This is a genomic window from Dyella sp. LX-66 (assembly GCF_018599165.1).
Classification (GTDB): domain Bacteria; phylum Pseudomonadota; class Gammaproteobacteria; order Xanthomonadales; family Rhodanobacteraceae; genus Dyella_D; species Dyella_D marensis.
This window is the reverse complement of sequence record NZ_JAHFVJ010000001.1, coordinates 145,456-163,746: the sequence shown is the minus strand read 5'-3', so window position 1 is coordinate 163,746 and position 18,291 is coordinate 145,456. Positions and strand designations below refer to the sequence as shown.

General features: G+C 68.7%; 22 protein-coding genes. 7 read left to right on the top strand and 15 right to left on the bottom strand.

What is annotated here, in order from left to right:
- Position 1: 1 nt before the first annotated feature.
- The 11 genes from KK141_RS00870 to KK141_RS00820 form a co-directional block, all read right to left on the bottom strand.
- A complete protein-coding gene (locus KK141_RS00870) occupies positions 2-271 on the bottom strand; it encodes an HPr family phosphocarrier protein (protein WP_214569596.1) in 270 nt (89 codons plus the stop codon).
- A complete protein-coding gene (locus KK141_RS00865) occupies positions 264-656 on the bottom strand; it encodes a PTS fructose IIA subunit family protein (RefSeq protein WP_214569595.1) in 393 nt (130 codons plus the stop codon). The genes KK141_RS00870 and KK141_RS00865 overlap by 8 nt, the downstream gene beginning before the upstream one ends.
- Positions 657-693: 37 nt before the next feature.
- Positions 694-1,596, bottom strand: a complete 903-nt coding sequence (gene rapZ / locus KK141_RS00860; protein ID WP_167256616.1) for an RNase adapter RapZ — start codon at positions 1,594-1,596, stop codon at positions 694-696.
- Positions 1,597-1,601: 5 nt separating this feature from the next.
- Positions 1,602-2,552, bottom strand: a complete 951-nt coding sequence (gene hprK / locus KK141_RS00855; RefSeq protein WP_214569594.1) for an HPr(Ser) kinase/phosphatase — start codon at positions 2,550-2,552, stop codon at positions 1,602-1,604.
- Positions 2,553-2,706: 154 nt separating this feature from the next.
- A complete protein-coding gene (gene raiA / locus KK141_RS00850; protein WP_214569593.1) occupies positions 2,707-3,033 on the bottom strand; it encodes a ribosome-associated translation inhibitor RaiA in 327 nt (108 codons plus the stop codon).
- A gap of 156 nt (positions 3,034-3,189) precedes the next feature.
- On the bottom strand, positions 3,190-4,650 hold the full coding sequence (locus KK141_RS00845) for an RNA polymerase factor sigma-54 (RefSeq protein WP_214569592.1): 1,461 nt from the start codon (positions 4,648-4,650) through the stop codon (positions 3,190-3,192).
- A 149-nt stretch (positions 4,651-4,799) separates the two neighbouring features.
- Entirely contained in the window at positions 4,800-5,519 is a 720-nt protein-coding gene (gene lptB / locus KK141_RS00840; protein WP_167256624.1) for an LPS export ABC transporter ATP-binding protein, read from the bottom strand.
- A gap of 3 nt (positions 5,520-5,522) precedes the next feature.
- The gene (lptA, locus tag KK141_RS00835; RefSeq protein ID WP_250901467.1) at positions 5,523-6,110 is read right to left on the bottom strand and encodes a lipopolysaccharide transport periplasmic protein LptA; all 588 of its coding nucleotides are present in this window, start codon (positions 6,108-6,110) and stop codon (positions 5,523-5,525) included.
- 4 nt (positions 6,111-6,114) lie between these two features.
- Positions 6,115-6,717 carry an LPS export ABC transporter periplasmic protein LptC gene (gene lptC / locus KK141_RS00830; RefSeq protein ID WP_214569590.1) on the bottom strand — a complete coding sequence of 201 codons (603 nt, stop codon included), beginning with the start codon at positions 6,715-6,717 and terminating at the stop codon, positions 6,115-6,117.
- Positions 6,714-7,259 carry an HAD hydrolase family protein gene (locus KK141_RS00825; RefSeq protein WP_214569589.1) on the bottom strand — a complete coding sequence of 182 codons (546 nt, stop codon included), beginning with the start codon at positions 7,257-7,259 and terminating at the stop codon, positions 6,714-6,716. Before KK141_RS00825 ends, lptC begins: the two co-directional genes overlap by 4 nt.
- A 112-nt stretch (positions 7,260-7,371) precedes the next feature.
- Positions 7,372-8,385: a KpsF/GutQ family sugar-phosphate isomerase gene (locus KK141_RS00820; protein ID WP_214569588.1), complete on the bottom strand. Its 1,014-nt coding sequence runs from the start codon at positions 8,383-8,385 to the stop codon at positions 7,372-7,374.
- A 313-nt stretch (positions 8,386-8,698) separates the two neighbouring features.
- Between KK141_RS00820 and KK141_RS00815 the strand changes: the two genes are divergently transcribed.
- Together KK141_RS00815 and murA are read left to right on the top strand one after the other, a co-directional pair.
- Positions 8,699-8,938 (top strand): BolA/IbaG family iron-sulfur metabolism protein, encoded by a 240-nt coding sequence (locus KK141_RS00815; protein ID WP_026636810.1) that lies wholly within the window; start codon positions 8,699-8,701, stop codon positions 8,936-8,938.
- A 40-nt stretch (positions 8,939-8,978) separates the two neighbouring features.
- Positions 8,979-10,238 (top strand): UDP-N-acetylglucosamine 1-carboxyvinyltransferase, encoded by a 1,260-nt coding sequence (murA, locus tag KK141_RS00810; protein ID WP_167256634.1) that lies wholly within the window; start codon positions 8,979-8,981, stop codon positions 10,236-10,238.
- Positions 10,239-10,322: 84 nt separating this feature from the next.
- Here the strand turns inward: murA and KK141_RS00805 are convergent, their stop codons facing one another.
- The 3 genes from KK141_RS00805 to purM all read right to left on the bottom strand — a co-directional run bounded on the left by KK141_RS00805 (position 10,323) and on the right by purM (position 12,865).
- Entirely contained in the window at positions 10,323-11,036 is a 714-nt protein-coding gene (locus KK141_RS00805; protein ID WP_214569587.1) for a DUF3108 domain-containing protein, read from the bottom strand.
- A gap of 58 nt (positions 11,037-11,094) precedes the next feature.
- The gene (purN, locus tag KK141_RS00800) at positions 11,095-11,760 is read right to left on the bottom strand and encodes a phosphoribosylglycinamide formyltransferase (protein WP_214569586.1); all 666 of its coding nucleotides are present in this window, start codon (positions 11,758-11,760) and stop codon (positions 11,095-11,097) included.
- A 76-nt stretch (positions 11,761-11,836) separates the two neighbouring features.
- On the bottom strand, positions 11,837-12,865 hold the full coding sequence (gene purM, locus KK141_RS00795; RefSeq protein ID WP_214569585.1) for a phosphoribosylformylglycinamidine cyclo-ligase: 1,029 nt from the start codon (positions 12,863-12,865) through the stop codon (positions 11,837-11,839).
- A gap of 94 nt (positions 12,866-12,959) precedes the next feature.
- Between purM and KK141_RS00790 the strand changes: the two genes are divergently transcribed.
- From KK141_RS00790 to hda, 4 genes are all read left to right on the top strand, one after another.
- On the top strand, positions 12,960-13,937 hold the full coding sequence (locus KK141_RS00790; RefSeq protein WP_214569584.1) for a DUF2066 domain-containing protein: 978 nt from the start codon (positions 12,960-12,962) through the stop codon (positions 13,935-13,937).
- 25 nt (positions 13,938-13,962) lie between these two features.
- Entirely contained in the window at positions 13,963-14,523 is a 561-nt protein-coding gene (locus tag KK141_RS00785) for a CDP-alcohol phosphatidyltransferase family protein (protein ID WP_214569583.1), read from the top strand.
- Between the two features lie 88 nt (positions 14,524-14,611).
- Positions 14,612-15,787, top strand: coding sequence for an AI-2E family transporter (locus KK141_RS00780; protein ID WP_214569582.1), 1,176 nt, complete (start codon positions 14,612-14,614; stop codon positions 15,785-15,787).
- Complete coding sequence (gene hda, locus KK141_RS00775; protein WP_214569581.1) at positions 15,784-16,479, top strand: DnaA regulatory inactivator Hda; 696 nt, start codon at positions 15,784-15,786, stop codon at positions 16,477-16,479. The genes KK141_RS00780 and hda overlap by 4 nt, the downstream gene beginning before the upstream one ends.
- 103 nt (positions 16,480-16,582) lie before the next feature.
- Here hda and KK141_RS00770 read toward each other — a convergent pair whose 3' ends face one another.
- Entirely contained in the window at positions 16,583-17,386 is an 804-nt protein-coding gene (locus KK141_RS00770; protein ID WP_214569580.1) for an inositol monophosphatase family protein, read from the bottom strand.
- A 139-nt stretch (positions 17,387-17,525) separates the two neighbouring features.
- Here KK141_RS00770 and KK141_RS00765 point away from each other — a divergent pair, with 139 nt between their 5' ends.
- Positions 17,526-18,287 (top strand): RNA methyltransferase, encoded by a 762-nt coding sequence (locus tag KK141_RS00765; RefSeq protein ID WP_214569579.1) that lies wholly within the window; start codon positions 17,526-17,528, stop codon positions 18,285-18,287.
- The last annotated feature ends 4 nt before the right edge of the window (positions 18,288-18,291 follow it).

Below are 18,291 nucleotides of genomic sequence, written 5' to 3'. Positions count from 1 at the left end.
ATCAGGCTCCTTCGTCGAACTTCCGGTCGAACAGGTCCACCACCGCATCCAGCGCCTGCTGCTCGTCCGCGCCTTCGGCGCGCACGGTGAGCGGGGTGCCGATGCCGGCGGCCAGCATCATCACGCCCATGATGCTTTGCGCATTGACCTCACGGCCCTTGCTGATCAGCCACACGGTGGATTTGAAACCCTGCACGAGCTGCACCAGCTTGGCCGATGCGCGGGCGTGCAGCCCCAGTTTGTTGGATACGACAATCTCTTTTTCAAGCATGGTCGATGAAGATTCCTCCGCGGCCGCCGCTGGCAGCCACTTCCGCCAGTTCGTCCAGCGGCTTTTCGGCATAGTTGAGGACGCGCAGCAGCATCGGCAGATTCAGGCCCGAGACGCAGCGCAGGTGGACGCCGAGCTTGCCCAGCGACAGGCCGATATTGCACGGCGTGGCGCCGTACAGATCGGCCAGCACCAGTACGCCGTCGCCGGTGTCCAGCTCGCGCGCATGCTTGGCGGTGAGGGTGCGCATCACGTCCGGATCGGCCGAGGGCGGCACTTCCACCGCCTCGACCTGCAACGGCAGCTTGGGCAGCACGTGGTGGGCGGCGGAGATCAGCGCATGGCCGACCGCCTCGTGGGTCATCAGCAGCACGCCGACGCTCATGGCCGGATTCCTGCGCTAAGGAAAGATTGAGCCTTCATCACTCGAGCTCGCGATGGAAGGTGAGGGCGCCTTCGTGCCGCGCCCGGTAGTGGGCGGCGAGCCGCTCCACCAGGTAGACCGAACGATGCCGCCCGCCGGTGCAGCCGATCGCCACGGTGACGTAGCTGCGGTCGTCCGAGGCGAAGCGCGGCAGCCAGGCGTCGAGCCAGCGCACGGTGTCATCGAAGTATTCCTCCACCAGCGGCTGCGCCTCCAGGTATTCGCGCACCGGCGCGTCCTTGCCGGACAGCGGGCGCAGGCGCGGTTCCCAGTGCGGATTGGGCAGGCAGCGCGCGTCGAACACGAAGTCGGCGTCCAGCGGCAGGCCGCGGCGATAGGCGAAGGAGGTGAACATCAGGGTCAGGCCGTCGGTGGCCTGGGCGTAGTCGGTGGCGATCAGGCGGCGCAGCTGGTGCACGTTCAGTTCGCTGGAATCGATCACCTTCTCGGCGATGGCGATCAGCGGACGCAGCAGCTTGCGTTCCTCGGCGATGGCGTCGGACAGCGACAGGCCCAGCACCGAGAGCGGATGGCGCCGGCGCGTTTCCGAATAGCGCTTGATCAGCACTTCGTCGCGGCAGTCGATGAAGACCAGGTGCACCTGCACGCCCGCCGCCGCCAGTTCGGACAGCACGGTGGGCATGCGCAGGAAATCCTCGCCGCGGTTGCGCACGTCCACGCCCACCGCGATGTTCTGGCGGCGCCCGGCTACCGCGCCGTGGCTCACCGCGGCGACCAGCTCGGGCAGCAGGGCGGTGGGCAGGTTGTCGACGCAGTAGAACTCCAGGTCTTCCAGCGCGCGCAGCGCGACGGTCTTGCCGCCGCCGGACATGCCGGTGAGCACGATCAGGTGGATCGCGTCGGGCTGGTGGATGTCGGAAGTCAGGAAAGCATTGCTCATGCGTGTCACCACGGGGGCAGGCGGCGCATCTGGTGGGCCTGCCGGTCGATGAAGGTCTGGGCGGGATCGATGCCCTTGCTTTTCAGCATATGGTTGCGCACCGCCGCTTCCACCAGCACCGCGAGGTTGCGGCCGGGCGCGACGGGAATGGTGATCATCGGCACCGGCACCTCGAAGATGTCGCGGTGGCCGACGTCGCCGGTAAGGCGGGTGAGGCCGTCGGTGTCCTCGCCTTCGCGCATGGGCTTGAGGTGCACCACCAGGCGCAGGTACTTGGACGGCTTCACCGCGGTGTGGCCGAACATCTCGCGCACGTTGAGCACGCCCAGGCCGCGCACTTCCAGAAGATCCTGCAGCAGCTCGGGGCAGGTGCCGTCGATCACGTCCGGCGCGATCAGGGTGAATTCGGTGGCGTCATCGGCGACCAGGCGGTGGCCGCGGCTGATCAGTTCCAGCGCCAGCTCGCTCTTGCCCGAGCCCGATTCGCCGGTGATCAGCACGCCGATGGAGAACACCTCGAGGAACACGCCGTGCAGGGTGACCTTCGGCGCCAGCATGCGCGCCAGGTGGTACTGCATCCAGGTGAGCAGCTCGTGGCCGCGCTTGGAGCTGATCCACAGCGGGGTGTTGGTTTCCTCGGCCACCTCGCGCAGGTCGGGCGGGATGGCCTGGTCCTTGGTGACGATCATCGCCACCGGCTGGTAGGCGGCGATCTTGTTGATCGCTTCCCAGCGCTGGCGCGAATCCAGGGCGTCGAGGTAGTTGAGCTCCTCGGTGCCGATGATCTGGATCTTGTTCGGATAGATGACGTTGAGATAGCCGATCAGCGACGGACGCCGCGACGCGGTCATGCCGCGCTCGAGCACCCGCGATTCGCCGCGCATGCCGGCCACCCAGCGCAGGGCCATGCGCTCGTGCACGCCATCGTAGAGTTGTCGGGCGGTAAGCCGGTCCAAACCGAATCCTTTGCACCGCGTGATGCCCGGCAGGGGCCGGCGGCGATGGCGTACATTGTGCCAGTTCGGACGGTTTGGTGCGCCGCAAGACGGCGCGGGCGGGGGCCAGGCTTGGGAGCGGCCCGCCCCGGCAGGCGGGGCGGGCCGGCGAGGTTCAGCCGTACTGGCGATCCTCGCGCACTTCGCGCTGGTGCTTGTCGCACACCTTGTCGCGGTGCTTGCGCAGCTGCGCCACCAGCTTGTCGAACATGTTGTCGATGGAGACGTACATGTCCGATTCGGTGGCTTCCGCGTGGAGCGGTGCGGCGCCGGGGACTTTGAGCGTGCCTTCGCAGCGTTGCTGCAGCTTGTCGACGGAGAGGACGACGCTCAATTCGAGGAGTCTGCTTTCGAGGCGGGTAAGTCGCTCACAGTGGCCGTTCACGCGTTCGCGAAGGGCCTGGGTGATCTCGATCTTCTGGCCGCTGAGCTGGACTTGCATGGTGCGCCTCCTCTGGTACTGCCGCATGACGCGGCGTGGGTCGATGCGCCGGTGCCGGTTGGTCGCCGACACATCACTGTCATCTCTTGGTATGGGGACGCTTTCCGTCCCGCCAAGTTCCCGTCCAGGCGCAAACGCGCGGCGGACCGTCGCGGGTCAACCGGCCCGCTGGCGCTCGCTGGAGCTGGGAATTCGCATGGCCTCCCGATATTTGGCAACGGTCCGGCGCGCCACCTGAATGCCCTTGCGGTGCAGTTCTTCGGCGATGGCCTGGTCGGACAGGGGTTTGCGCGGGTCTTCCGCGTCGATCAGCTTGCGCAGCATGGCCTGGATGGCGGTGGCGGATGCACTGCCGCCGTCTTCCGTGGACACGCCGCTGGAAAAGAAGTGCTTCAGCTCGAAGGTGCCCCGCGGCGTATGGATGTACTTGCGGGTGGTGACGCGGGAAATGGTGGACTCGTGCATGCCCACTTCCTCGGCCACCTCGCGCAGCACCAGCGGGTGCATGGCTTCGGGGCCGTAGTCGAGGAAGGCGCTCTGCCGGCGCACGATGGCCTCGGCCACCTTGAGCAGGGTCTCGGCGCGCGATTCCAGGCTCTTGATCAACCAGCGGGCCTCCTGCAGCTGGCCGCGCATCCAGCTGGCGTCTTCGCCGCGGGCCTGCGCGATGAGGTTGCAGTAATGCTGGTTCAGGCCCAGCCGCGGCTGGCAGTCGGGATTGAGGCTGACGCGCCAGCGGCCGCTGTCCTTGCGTGCGTACACGTCGGGCGCGACGTACTCCACCGGGGTGACGTCGAGCGCGGCGCCGGGGCGCGGGTCCAGGCTGCGGATCAGCATGGCCGCGGCGTGGGTTTCCTCGTCGCTGGCGCGCAGGCGGCGCGACAGGCGGGCGATGTCGTTGCGCGCCAGCAGCTCAAGCTCGCTGTCGACGATGCGCAGCGCCAGCTCGCGCTGGGGCAGTTCCGGATCGAACTGTTCCAGCTGCACGCGCAGGCAGTCGCGCAGGTCCAGGCTGGCCACGCCGGTGGGATCGAAGCGCTGCACCTGGCGGCGCACGGCGTCGACTTCCTCGACGTTTGCTTTCAAGTCGGCCGGCACCGCGGCGGTGACCGATTCCAGCGTCTCGCCCAGATAACCGTCCGCATTGAGCGCATCGATGATGATCGCGGCGATGGTGCGCTCGCGCAGGCTCATGTGGGTGAGGTTGAGCTGCCACAGCAGGTGTTCCTGCAGGGTCTCGGGCGCGGCGTTCTGCGGTTCGAAGTGGTCCTCGTCGCCGCCGCTGTTGCGGCTGCCGCCGGCGGAGGAGAAATCGATGGGTTCTTCGGCGTTGCCGCCGGACTGGCTCCAGTCGGCCGGCTCGTCGCCGCTGTCGCCGTCGTTGGCGGAGGTGGCGGCCTCGGTGGGGGCGTCGAAGGTGGCGGCCTCACCGTCGCCTTCGCTGTCGCCCTCGTTGGCGGCGTCCTCGGAGAACTCCAGCAGCGGGTTGCTCTCGGCGATCTGGCGCAGCTCTGCTTCCAGCTCCAGCTGCGACAGCTGCAGAAGGCGGATCGCCTGCTGCAATTGCGGCGTCAGGGTGAGCTGTTGATTGAGGCGAAACTGCAGTCCGGGTTTCATGCCACTGTTTTGAATGAGCCCAAAGGCTTGGATGAGCTTCGGGTCATCCTAACCCCTAGGGGGAGGACCGGCCATAGGTTCCCGCCGATCCTCGCGTAGGCCGAATGGCTGAATGTGACGGCGCGCGCACGCCGGCGATCAGGAAAGCCCTACAGCCTGAATTCGCGGCCCAGATAGACCTCGCGTACTTTCTCGTCGGCCAGGATGTGCGCCGGCGTGCCGCGCGACAGCACTTCGCCGTCGTTGAGGATGTAGGCGCGGTCGCAGATGCCCAGCGTCTCACGTACGTTGTGATCGGTGATCAGCACGCCGATGCCGCGCTCCTTCAAGTGCCGCACGATGCGCTGGATCTCGCCCACCGAAATCGGGTCGACGCCGGCGAAGGGTTCGTCCAGCAGCATGTAGCGCGGCTCGGCGGCCAGCGCGCGGGCGATCTCGACGCGGCGGCGCTCGCCGCCGGAGAGGCTGATGCCGCGCTGGTCGGCGATGTGCGCGATCTTCAGCTCGTCGAGCAGGCTTTCCAGCTCGGTGGCACGCTGCTTGGCGCCGAGGTTCTCGCGCAGCTCCAGCACGGCCATGATGTTGTCGGCCACGGTGAGGCGGCGGAACACCGACGGCTCCTGCGGCAGGTAGCCGATGCCCAGCTTGGCGCGAGCATGCATCGGCAGGCCGGTGATGTCGTACTTGTCGAGCTTGATGGTGCCGGCGTCGGCCTCGATCAGGCCCACCACCATGTAGAAGCAGGTGGTCTTGCCGGCGCCGTTGGGACCGAGCAGGCCCACCACCTCGCCTTCGCGGATGGAAAAAGCAAAGTCGCGCACCACCTGGCGCGCGCGGAAGCGTTTTTGCAGGCCTTCGGCGGACAGCATCGATTACTTACCCGCGGCCGAAGCCGCCGTGGCCGGCTTGGGGGCCGAACTGGCCGGTGCCGGGGTAGCCGGCTTGGCGGCGGGTGCCGCGGCGGCCGGCTTGGGCTTGGGTAGGAAGGTGCCGTGGACCAGGCCGTCGCCGCCGGACTCGCCGGTGATCAGGCTGGTGTCGGTGTTGTAGGTGATCTTGTCGCCGTGGAATTCACCGCGGCCCTGCTGGGTCACCTTGGCATTGCCGGTGAGCACGGCGATGCCGTTGATGTTGTCGTAGTCGAGCTGGGCGGCGTCGCCCTGCATCAGGTTGTTGTTCTCGTCCAGCTGCTGGATGTGCGCCTGGCTGCCGGTGACCACCACGCGCGAGATCTGGGTGTCCTTGTCCAGATAGACCTTGGCCTCGGCGCCGGTGATCAGCAGGGTGCCCTGGGTCAGCTTCACGTTGCCGGTGAGCGTGGTGATGCTGTTGGGCGCGTTGTAGGCGTTGGTGGACTTGGCGGTGAAATTCATCGGCTGGCTGCGGTCGTCCTTCTTGGCCAGCGCAAGGGCCGGCAGCAGGGCGAGGGTGGCCAGCGCGAACAGGAGGCGGCTACGCATGAGGTCAGGACTTCCGTTTGCGCGGCGGGAACGAGCCGTGGCTGTCATCGAGCAGCTCCAGGTGATTGTCAGTGAGGTTGGCACGCATGCCGACGCCGCTCATTCTACTGTCGCCTTGCGTCAACTGTGCCGGCTCGGCCGTTTCCATGCGGTTCTCCTTGGGCCAGGCGGTGACCTCGGAGGTATGCAGCTCGGCCTGCGGCGTGTCGCCGTAGGCGGGGCGATGCATATAGACCGGCCCCTGCAGCTTCAGCAGGCTGCCGCTCTTGTCCACCCAGCCGTAGCGGGATTCGCCCTTCCAGTCCGGCACGCCGGGCTGCTTGGCCGGGAGCTCGAACTTGGGCGAGTCGAGGTAGAGCGAGTCGTCGCCCTCGCGGCGGTCCAGGCGCGGGCCGGTGACGCGGAAGGTCGGGTGGCCGTCCTCGCCGTACACGTAGCCCTTGAAGTCGGCCAGGGTGTAGCCGGAACGCGGCGGGCCGATGAAGTCGTTCGGCTTGGGCGCCGGCCCCAGCCACCAGATCAGCAGCTGGCTGAGCACGGCAGCGCCGCCGACCAGGACGATCGCGACCGTCAGCCGACGGTCGCGCAGGTAATCGCGAAGACTCACTGCCAGCGCCCCCGTTCCTGCTCGGCCTTGCCCTGGGCGAGCAGGATCAGGTCGCACACTTCGCGCGCCGCGCCCATGCCGCCGGTCTTGGCCGTACGCCAGTGCGCCTGCTCGGCCACCCAGGGGTGGGCATTGGCCACGGCCACGGCCAGGCCGGCCTGGCGCATCGGCGGCAGGTCGGGCAGGTCGTCGCCGACGAAGGCGGCCTGCTCGGCCTCCAGGCCCAGCGCGGCCAGCAGTTCGCGCAAGCAGGCGAGCTTGTCGCGCTGGCCCTGGTAGACGTGGGCGATGTTCAGTTCCTCGGCGCGCAGCGCGACCGGGTGGCTGATGCGCGCAGTGATCAGGGCCACCTGCACGCCGTGCGTCTGCAGCAGCTTCAGGCCCAGGCCGTCATGCACGTGGAAGACCTTGGTCTCGCGCCCGTCCTCGCCGTACCACAGGCGGCCGTCGGTGAGGGTGCCATCCACGTCGAAGACCGCGAGCCGGATCTTGGCGGCGCGGGCGAGCAGTTCGGCGGGCAGATGGTCGAGGTAATGGGCCACGGGGAAGTCTGATCAGGGGCTCGGGGGAGGGCCGGGTCAAAGGCCCGGCCGGCAGAACGCATGAGGCGGCGAAGCGTTGTCCGGCGGCGCGGTCGCCCGCGCCAGCCAAGCATCACACCACGCGCGCGCGGAGCAGATCATGAATGTTCAGCGCGCCGACCACCCGCTGCGCCTCGTCCACCACCAGCAGGGCGTGGATCTGGTGCTTCTCCATCATCTGCGCGGCTTCGATCGCCAGCTTGTCGGCGCCGATGGTCTTGGGGCCGCGGGTCATCAGCTCGGCCACGATGGCGCCGCGCAGGTCGACGTCCTCGTCGTCCAGGGCGCGGCGCAGGTCGCCGTCGGTGAATACGCCGAGCAGGCGCTGTTCGGCGTCGACCACGGCGGTCATGCCCAGGTGCTTGCGGGTCATTTCCATCAGCGCGGCGGTGAGCGAGGCGTCCGGCGCGACCCTCGGAATGCCCTCGCCGGTGTGCATGACGTCGCCGATGTGCAGCAGCAGGCGGCGCCCCAGGCTGCCGGCCGGATGCGAGCGGGCGAAGTCCTCGGAGGTGAAGCCGCGCGCCTCCAGCAGGGCGATGGCCAGGGCATCGCCCATCACCAGGGCCGCGGTGGTGCTGGCGGTCGGGGCCAGGCCCAGCGGGCAGGCTTCGGCCGAGATGCTGGCGTCCAGGTGCACGTCGGCCTGGTCGGCCAGGGAGGAGCGCTCGTTGCCGGTGATGGCGATCAGCGGAATGCCCTGGCGCTTGAGCACCGGCAGGATGAACAGCACCTCGTCGGTCTCGCCGGAGTTCGACAGCGCCAGCACGATGTCCTGCGGCAGGATCATGCCCAGGTCGCCATGGCTGGCCTCGCCCGGATGCACGAAGAATGCGGGTGTGCCGGTGGAGGCGAGGGTGGCGGCGATCTTGCGGCCGACGTGGCCGGACTTGCCCATGCCGGTGACCACTACGCGCCCGGCGCAGCCCAGGATCATGCGGCAGGCCTCCACGAAGGACGGGCCGATGCGCGGTTCCAGCGCGCGGATCGAAGCCGCCTCGGTGGCGATCACCGTGCGGGCGCTGCGCACCAGGGTATCGGCGTCGAGCAGGGCGGGCTTGGCGGGCGGGGCGACGTGGGCGTTCATGCGTTCTCGGGTGGCGGGCCGTGCGGCGTTGATGCCGGTGACGGCGGGCGGGGTCAGCCGTAGCTTCCCATTCTTTCAAAGGCGGGTCAGCCAAGGCTTCCCATTCTTTCAAAGGCGGGTCAGCCACAGCTTCCCGTGTGATTCAAAGGCTTGGCTGTGACGAAACCGGGCCGGCAGGCGGCGCGTCGTTTCTGTGACAGCGGATTTCCATTACCATGGCATATTCGCATTTTATCGTCACGGTCGGCGCCGATGTGGTCCTGATGAGGGATTCCGCAAGCCCAGGCGCCGGTGACCCCCGACTGGATTCCCGATGGACGCTGCCACCATACAGGCAATGATCGAACAAGGCCTGCCCGGTGCGCAGGCGCAGGTTTCCGGCGACGACGGCGTGCATTTCGAGGCGGAAGTGGTGGCGGCGCAGTTCGCCGGCAAGCTCCCCCTGGCGCGCCATCGCCTGGTCTACGGCACGTTGGGCGAGCTGATGGGCGGTGCGATCCATGCCCTGGCGCTGAAGACCCTGACTCCCGAGGAAGCCGCGGCGCGCCGCTGACGGCCGTCGCCCGGTTCCAAGAACACCCCCAAGGACAAGAATGGCCAAGATCCTGATCAGCGGCGGCGTGCCGCTCAATGGCGAGGTCGGTATTTCCGGCGCCAAGAACGCGGTGCTGCCGATCCTCGCCTCCTGCCTGCTCGCCGACGAGCCGGTGACCATCAGCAACGTGCCGCATCTGCACGACGTCACCACCTTCATCGAGCTGCTCGGCCAGATGGGCGTGCAGCTGGTGCTGGACGACCGCATGAAGATGCACGTCGACCCGCGCTCCACCGACCGCCACGTGGCGCCGTACGACCTGGTGCGCACCATGCGCGCCTCGATCCTGGTGCTGGGTCCGCTGGTGGCGCGCTTCGGCCAGGCCGAGGTCTCGCTGCCCGGCGGCTGCGCGATCGGTTCGCGCCCGGTGGACCAGCACATCCGCGGCCTGCAGGCGCTGGGCGCCGAGGTGAGCGTGGAGAACGGCTTCATCAAGGCCAAGGCCAGCCGCCTGAAGGGCGCGCGCATCGTGATGGACATGGTCACCGTCACCGGCACCGAGAACATCATGATGGCCGCGGCGCTCGCGCAGGGCACCAGCATCATCGAAAACGCGGCGCAGGAACCGGAAGTGGTGGACCTGGCCAACTGCCTGATCGCCATGGGCGCGCAGATCGAAGGCGCCGGCAGCTCCACCCTCACCATCCACGGCGTCGAGCGCCTGCACGGCGCGCAGTACGAAGTGCTGCCGGACCGCATCGAGACCGGCACCTTCCTGGTCGGCGCGGCGATGACCGGCGGCAAGGTGCGTGCCCGCAACGCGCGCGCCAACACGCTGGACTCGGTGCTGGCCAAGCTGGAAGAAGCCGGCGCGCACATCAATACCGGCCCGGACTGGATCGAGCTGGACATGCAGGGCCGCCGCCCGAAGGCAGTGAACATCACCACCGCGCCGTACCCGGCGTTTCCCACCGACATGCAGGCGCAGTTCACCGCGCTCAACTGCGTGGCCGAGGGCGTGGGCGTCATCACCGAGACGGTGTTCGAGAACCGCTTCATGCACGCGCACGAGCTGCAGCGCCTGGGCGCGGACATCCGCCTGGAAGGCAACACCGCGATCATCAAGGGCGTGGACAAGATGAGCGGCGCGCCGATCATGGCCACCGACCTGCGCGCCTCCGCCTGCCTGGTGCTGGCCGGCCTGGTCGCGGACGGCGACACCACGGTGGACCGCGTGTATCACATCGACCGCGGCTACGAGAACATCGAGGAAAAGCTCGGCGTGCTCGGCGCGAAGATCCGCCGCCTGCCGTCCTGAGGCGACAAAAAAAGCCGGCATCGCTGCCGGCTTTTTTGATGAAGGGAGTGCGCTGTCCGCGCGCTCCCTTTTTTTCGTCAGTTCTTATCGGCCGGCCTGGTAGCTCACCAGCTGCAGGGTGAGGTTGCCGCCATCGCTCTGGGTCAGCTTCACCGGCACCAGGTATTTCTGCGGCACGTACCAGGCGCTGAAGCTCTGGTCCTTGTCGGTGCGTTCCACGCGCTGCGCCTTGAAGCTGCCGGCCGGCACTTTCACGTCGTCGTTGCCGGCGACCTTGAACTGCTGGTTCTCGACGTTGCGCTTTACCGCCACCGGCAGGGTCACGGTCTGCTTGCCGTCGTGCAGCGCCAGGCCGATGGCGTAAGGCGCGGTGTTGCGGTCGACCATGCCCGGCGCGGCGGCGTAGGTTTCCGCGCCCTTGCCGTCATCGACGCTCACCTGCTTGCTGTTCCAGTCGACGCGGGTGGTGCGCTGCTTGCTCTTGATCGCCGCGTTCATGCGGTAGTCGTAGGCCACGGTTTCCGGCGCGTTGTTGTTCCAGCGGAAGCGCGTGATCTCGCTGGAGCTGGCGCCCAGCGCCGCGGCCAGGCCGCCGGTGCCGCGCGTCTGGTTGCTGTATTCCCAGCCGAGCGCGGTGGACTTGAGGCTGATGGTGGCTTCGCCGATCACCTGGTCGCCTTGCAGCACCTGGTAGGTGGCGGTGAATGGTGTGGGCGTCGTCGCGGCAAAAGCGGCGGTGGAGGCGACAGCCAGCGCGAGACCGGCCAGGAACTTGCGGGGAGAGGTGAGGGTAGCCATGGCGGGGCAGTCTACGCGCGCCGGCTGAATGACTCGTTGGGCGTCGATGAAGATCGCGTCAGCGGACCAGCTCGTCTCCGCGCAGCTCCAGCGGCGAGGACAAACGCTCGCCATCCAGTGCCACGCCATCTGGTGCCGCATAAGCCAGCCGCCCCGCGGCAATCATCCGCACCACCGCCGGCAGCAACCGGTGCTCATAGGCAAGCAGCCGCTGCGCAAGCAGGTCTTCATGATCGCCGGCTTCGATGCCGATGCGCGCCTGCGCGATCACCGGCCCGCCATCCAGCTCGGCGGTCACGTAATGCACGCTGGCGCCATGTTCCGGATCGCCCGCTTCCAGCGCGCGGCGATGCGTATGCAGGCCGCGGTATTTCGGCAGCAGCGAGGGATGGATATTGATCATCCGCCCCACCCACGGGTGCAGCGCCTCGCCGTCGAGGATGCGCATATAGCCGGCCAGCACCAGCAGGTCGGCGCCGCTGGCTTCGATGCGCGAGAACAGCTCCAGGTCGAATGCGCGGCGCGACGGATACGCCTTGGGATTCAGCACCAGCCGCGGAATGCCCGCCGCCTCGGCCAGTTCCAGCGCGCCGGCCTGCGCCTTGTCGCTGCCGACCAGCACGAACTCCACCGGCAGCTTGCCCGCATCGCGCGCGGCGATCAGGGCCTGCAGGTTGCTGCCGCGTCCGGAAGCGAGGACGGCGATGCGAAGAGGAGAGGACATGCGCGGGGCCGGGCGTTCGGGCCGCGCGATCGCAGGGGATCGCGCGGCGATGTGAAGAGAAAAAGAGCGGACCGGCTCAGCCGATATGCACGCGCTCGTCGCCCTGCGCCGGCACCACTTCGCCGATCACCGAGCTGGCCAGGCCGTGCTTGTGCAGCAGCGCGGTGGCGGCGGCCACGGCGTCGCGCGGCAGGATCACGGTGAAGCCCACGCCGCAGTTGAAGGTGCGCCACATTTCCTCGCGCGCCACCTTGCCTTCGTGCATCAGCCAGTCGAACACCGGCGGCAGCACGATGGCGGCGGCGTCGAGCGCCAGGCCCAGGCCGTCGGGCACCACGCGGATGATGTTTTCCTTGAGGCCGCCACCGGTGATATGGGCCATGCCGTGCACCGGCGCGGACTTCAGTAGTTCCAGCATCGGCTTGACGTAGATGGTGGTCGGCGCCATCAGCGCATCGGCCAGCGTGACGCCGCCCAGGTCCAGCTCCAGCGGGCTGCCGGCGCGCTCGACGATCTTGCGGATCAGCGAATAGCCGTTGGAATGCGGACCCGAAGAGGCCACGCCCAGGATCACGTCGCCGGCCACGATGGCCTCGCCGCTCAGCAGGGCGGATTTCTCCACCGCGCCGACGGTGAAGCCGGCCAGGTCGTATTCGCCCGGCGGGTACATGTCGGGCATTTCGGCGGTCTCGCCGCCGATCAGCGCGCAGCCGGCCAGTTCGCAGCCCTTGGCGATGCCGCCGACCACGGCCACCGTGGTGTCGACATCGAGCTTGCCGGTGGCGAAGTAGTCCAGGAAGAACAGCGGTTCCGCACCCTGCACCAGCACGTCGTTGACGCACATGCCGACCAGGTCGATGCCGATGGTGTCGTGGCGGCCCAGCTGCTGGGCGAGCTTGAGCTTGGTGCCGACGCCGTCGGTGCCGGACACCAGCACCGGCTCCTTGTAGCGCCCGGCCAGGTCGAACAGGCCGCCGAAGCCGCCCAGGCCGCCCATCACTTCGGGGCGGAAGGTGCGCTTGACCAGGGGCTTGATGCGTTCGACCACGGCATTGCCCGCGTCGATATCGACACCGGCGGCGCGGTAGGTGAGTGCGTCGGACATGGCAGGAACCGGCGTGGAGAAACGCCCAATGATAGACGCTGGGGGCCGGATTGGGCAGACTGCGGAGCGTTTTCCCCGCCGGCCTTCCGAGCTTATGCGCCTGTCACGCCTGCTGTTCGTCGGCCTTCTGCTGGCCTTCCTGATCCCCGCGGCGCATGCCCAGGGCCAGGTCTCGCCCTATACCGTCACCGTGCCGGTCACCGACACCAGCGAAGCCAAGCGCGACGAGGCTTTCGGCGTGGCGCTCAGCCAGGTGCTGGCGCGCACCGCCGGCGGCCAGGACCTGCGCGGCAAGCCTGGCTACGACGACACCCTGAAATCGGCCTCCGGCATCGTGCAGCAGTATCAGTACCAGCGTGCCGCCGGCGGGCTGGCGCTGCAGGTCAGCTTCGATTCCGGCGCGGTGCAGCGGGCGGTCTCGCAGATGGGCGTGGCCGGCACCACCGGCAAGCCGCCGGTGCTGCTGCTGGTGCGCGACGCCAGCGGCAACGTGATGGACAAGGACGCCCTGGCGCCGCTGTCCCAGGCCGTGGCCCAGCGCGGCTACGGCGTAGTGCTGGCCGACCCGGGCAAGAGCGCCGACGCTCCCTCCGTGGCTACCGCCGAACCCGACCAGATCTTCGGCCTGGCCCGCCAGTACAAGACCGGCCTGGTCCTGCTCGGCCAGCTGCGCGCCGACGGCGCGGACTGGAACCTGGTTTCCGGCGGCCCGCAGCAGAAGTGGAACAGCACCGGCGCGCCCACCCAGCAGACCCTGATCGACGCCGGCAACGCGTTGTCCGACCGCCTGGGCAAGCAGCTCAACGTGATCGGCTCCGGCAATGTCGCGGGCAAGCTGTGGGTGAGCGGCGTGGGTTCCGCGCTGGACTACGCCAACCTGCTGGCGACGTTGCGCGCCGACCCGATGGTGCGCGAGGTGGTGACGCTGAGCGCGCAGAACGACGGCATCCTGTTCGCCGTGAAGACCGGCCTGCCGCTCAATGTGATGGCCGGCAGCCTCACCGCCGGCGGGCGCCTGCTCGAAGCGGACGCCCACAGCGGCGCCGACGCCAGCCTGCGCTGGGTGCACTGAGTCTCCGGCGGCAGGGAGCGCGGCGATGCCTGGCGGGCCGCACTCACCCTGGCGCCACCTGCCCAACGCGATCACGCTGCTGCGCATCCTGCTGGTCCCGCCGATCGGCTGGGCCATCCTGGCGCATGAGCCGCGCCTGGCCCTGGGCCTGATCGCGCTGGCCGGTTTCACCGACGGCCTGGACGGTTTCCTGGCGCGGCGCTTCGGCTGGCAGAGCCGGCTCGGCGGCATCCTCGACGCGGCGGCGGACAAGCTGCTGCTGGTCACCTGCTTCGTGCTGCTGGCGCTGATCGGTCTCGCGCCGTGGTGGCTGGCGGCCCTGGTGTGCGGGCGCGACGCGGTGATCGCCACCGGCGCACTGGCCTGGCGGCTGCTGATCGGCCCGCTGCGGCCCGAGCCCAGCCTGGTTTCCAAGGCCTGCACCTTGCTGCAGATCGTCTATCTGCTGGGCATCCTGGCCAGCGGGGCAGGCTGGCGGCTGCCGCCGCTGAATCCGCTGGCCTGGCTGGTCGCCGCGCTGTGCCTGGCCAGCGGCGCGGACTACGTCTGGCGCTGGTCGCGCCGGGCCCGCGCGGCGCTGCGCTGACAGCGCAGCGCGCATCAGTCACACTTGCGCGTGAGGCCATGCCGCCTGGCAAGCCGCCCTCGCCACCTCCCACGACGAGCCGCGACGAATGACCCAAGACATTTCCCGCCGCTGGCAGATGCTGGCGATCACCGCAGTGATCCTCTACCTGCTCTGGCTGCTGGCGCCGGTGCTGATGCCGTTCGCCGTGGCCGGCATGTTCGCCTATCTCGGCGACCCGCTGGCCGACCGCCTGGAGCGGCTGGGCATGGGCCGCACGGTGGCGGTGAGCGTGGTGTTTTTCGTGCTGCTGCTGGTGACGGTGGGCGCGCTGCTGCTGCTGATCCCGCTGATCTCGCGCCAGGTGGAGAACCTGGTGCAGAGCCTGCCGCATTACGTGGACTGCGTGCGCAACACCGCGCTGCCCTGGCTGCAGGCCAAGCTGCGGCTGGACCCCAACGCCTTCGATACCGACCGCCTGATCGCCGAGATCAAGGACCACCTGGGCTCGCTCGGCGGCGTCGTATCCACCGTGCTGGGCAAGGTCACCCGCTCGGGCCTGGGCGTGATCGCCTGGATGACCAACCTGGTGCTGATCCCGGTGGTGGCGTTCTACCTGCTGCGCGACTGGGACCGCCTGGTGGCGTGGGTCGACAATATGCTGCCGCGCTCGATCGAGCCGACCATCGCCCACCTGGCGCGCGAATCAGACCTGGTGCTGGGCGCCTTCGTGCGCGGCCAGCTGCTGGTGATGCTGGCGCTGGGCATCTTCTACGGCGCGGGGCTTTCGCTGCTCGGCTTGTCGGTGGGGCCGCTGATCGGCATGGTCGCCGGCCTGCTCAGCTTCGTGCCTTACCTGGGTTTCATCGTCGGCTTCGGCTCGGCGCTGATCGCGGTGCTGGTGCAGTACGGCGACTGGACCCACGTGTCGCTGGTGGTGGTGGTGTTCGTGATCGGCCAGCTGCTGGAAGGCTATGTGCTGGTGCCGCGCCTGGTCGGCGAGAAGATCGGCTTGCATCCGGTGGCGGTGATCTTCGCGGTGCTGGCCGGCGGCTATCTGTTCGGCTTCCTCGGCATCCTGCTGGCGCTGCCGGCGGCGTCCGTGATCCTGGTGGTGCTGCGCTATCTCAGCCAGCGATACCGGCATAGCGGACTGTATACGGAGGAAGGGCGGCAGGACCCGGTGATCGCGGAGATGGAAGTGGCGGTGGAGCAGGGCGAGGACGGCATCGAGGTGGATGTGAAAGAACACACCCGGAAGGATCGGGACGACCAGCACTCATGATTCCGCAGTTGCCCCTGGCGCTGCGCTGGCCGCGGCGCCAGCGCTTCGAGCATTTCCACGACGGTTCCAATGAAGCGACGGTAGCAGCGGTACGCCAGCTGGCCGTGACTTCAGGCACACCCTGGCTCTACCTCAGCGGCCCCGCCGGCAGCGGCAAGAGCCACCTGCTGATGGCTGCCTGCCAGGCGGCGAGCGAAGCCGGCCGCACCGTGCAGTACCTGCCCTTGGCCACGATCGGCCAGCGCGCCGCGGCGATCCGCGGCGTGGCCGGCAGCGAGCTGCTGGCGCTGGACGACCTGGGCGCCATCGCCGGCGACCGCGAGGCCGAGCACGCGCTGTTCGACGTCTACAACCAGGCCCGCGCCGAAGGCCTGGCGATGCTGTTCGCCGCCGAGGCGATTCCCGCCCAGCTCGGCCTGGGCCTGCCGGACCTGCGCTCGCGCCTGGGCGCCTGCCAGCAGGCGGTGCTGAAGCCGCTCGACGACGCCGAGCGCCGCGCCGTGCTGAAGGGCCAGGCCGCCGGCCGCGGCATCGAGCTGGACGACACCGTGCTGGACTGGCTGTTCGCCCGCTACGCGCGCGACCTGGGCGCGCTGCTGGACCTGCTCGACAAGCTCGACAAGGCCTCGCTCGCCGCGCAGCGGCGCATCACCGTGCCGTTCCTGCGCGGCTTCCTCAAGGATCAGGGCTGACTTGAACCTGCCGGTGTAGGTTGGGGTGAGCCGAAGGCGAACCCCAACACTGCGGTGAGTTTGGATGTGACGATGTTGGGGTTCGCCTAGGGCTCACCCCAACCTACGCTTTCAGCAGGCCCGGCGTCGACTGCGCGCCGATGATCTCGGTCATCGCCTGCACCACGTGCAGGTTGCCGGCGATGATGTTGCCGCTGGCCGGGATACCGTCGCGGCCGGCGAAGTCGCCGTAGCGGCCGCCCGCCTCGCGCACCAGCAGCACGCCGGCGGCCATGTCCCACGGCTTCAGGCCGATCTCGAAATAGCCGTCGTAGCGGCCGGCGGCGACATAGGCCAGGTCCAGCGCGGCGGAGCCCGAGCGGCGGATGTCCTCGGCCTGGCCCAGCAGCACACGCGTCATGTTGAGCTGCGCTTCCAGGTGCTGGCGCTGCCGGTAGGGATAGCCGGTGGCGATCATCGCGCCGCCCAGGTTCTCGCGGCGGCTGACGCGGATGCGGCGGTCGTTGAGGTAGGCGCCGTCGCCCTTGCTGGCGGTGAACAGCTCGCCGCGCAGCGGATCGAACACCACGCCGTAGACCGGTTCGCCCTTTTCCAGCAGGGCGATGGACACGGAGAAATGCGGGATGCCGCGCAGGTAGTTGTGGGTGCCGTCGAGCGGGTCGATCACCCAGGTCAGCGGACCCTTGCCCATCTGGCCGCTTTCCTCGGCGAGGATGGCGTGGCTCGGGTAGGCGCGGCGCAGTTCCTTGACGATCTCGGCTTCGGCCAGGCGGTCGACTTCCGAGGCGAAGTCCATGCGTTGTTTTTCCACGATATTGAGACCGTCGATGCGGTTCATATAGCGCAGGATCACGTTTCCAGCGGCGCGAGCGGCGCGCACCGCGACGTTGACGGCGGGTCTGGGCATGGCTTCGGCTTTTCGAAAGAACGGGGAGCGGCCGCGAAGTCTAGCAGGGCGGCGAGACGGGAGCCAGGGAACGGGCCGCGCTGGGCGGCGGTTCCCGTTATCCTTGCGCCCCCTCTGCTGCCCGCCGTCCCCCGCGCCCATGACCGATCTGGCCTCCCTCGTCCGCTTCGTCCTGGTGCGCACCTCGCACCCGGGGAACATCGGCAGCTCGGCGCGGGCCATGCGCACCATGGGCTTCGGCCGCATGACCCTGGTCGCCCCGCACCGCTTTCCCCACGCCGAGGCCTCGGCCCTGGCCGCCGGCGCGGACGAGGTGCTGGCCGAAGCCGGCGTGCACGACGGCCTGGTCGACGGCCTGGCCGGCTGCAGCCTGGCCCTGGGCCTGTCGGCGCGCCGGCGCGGCGTGGACCTGGAAGAACTCTCCCCGCGCGAAGCCGCCACGCGCGTGCTGGCCGCGGCCAGCCGCGGCGAACAGGTGGCGCTGGTGTTCGGCAACGAGCGCACCGGCCTGGAGAACGAGGAACTGGCGCGCTGCCACGCGATGGTGCGCATTCCCAGCGTGGACGATTTCAGCTCCTTGAATCTCTCGCAGGCCGTGCAGGTGATGGCCTACGAACTGCGCGTGGCCCTGCTCGGCGGCGACGTGCCGGCGGCGCCGGTGCGCGACGATGCCGAACCGCCGGCCGATGCGGCGCGCATGGAGCGCTTCTACGAGCACCTCGCCGAGACGCTGGACGACATCGACTTCCACAAGGGCCGCGCGCCGACCACGATCATGCTGAGGCTGCGCAAGCTGTTCCAGCGCGCGCAGATGGACGAGCGCGAGCTGCGCATCCTGCACGGCATCTTCGCCGACGCGCAGCGGATGGTGAAGATCGCGCAGGACAAGCCCAAGGACTGAGCCG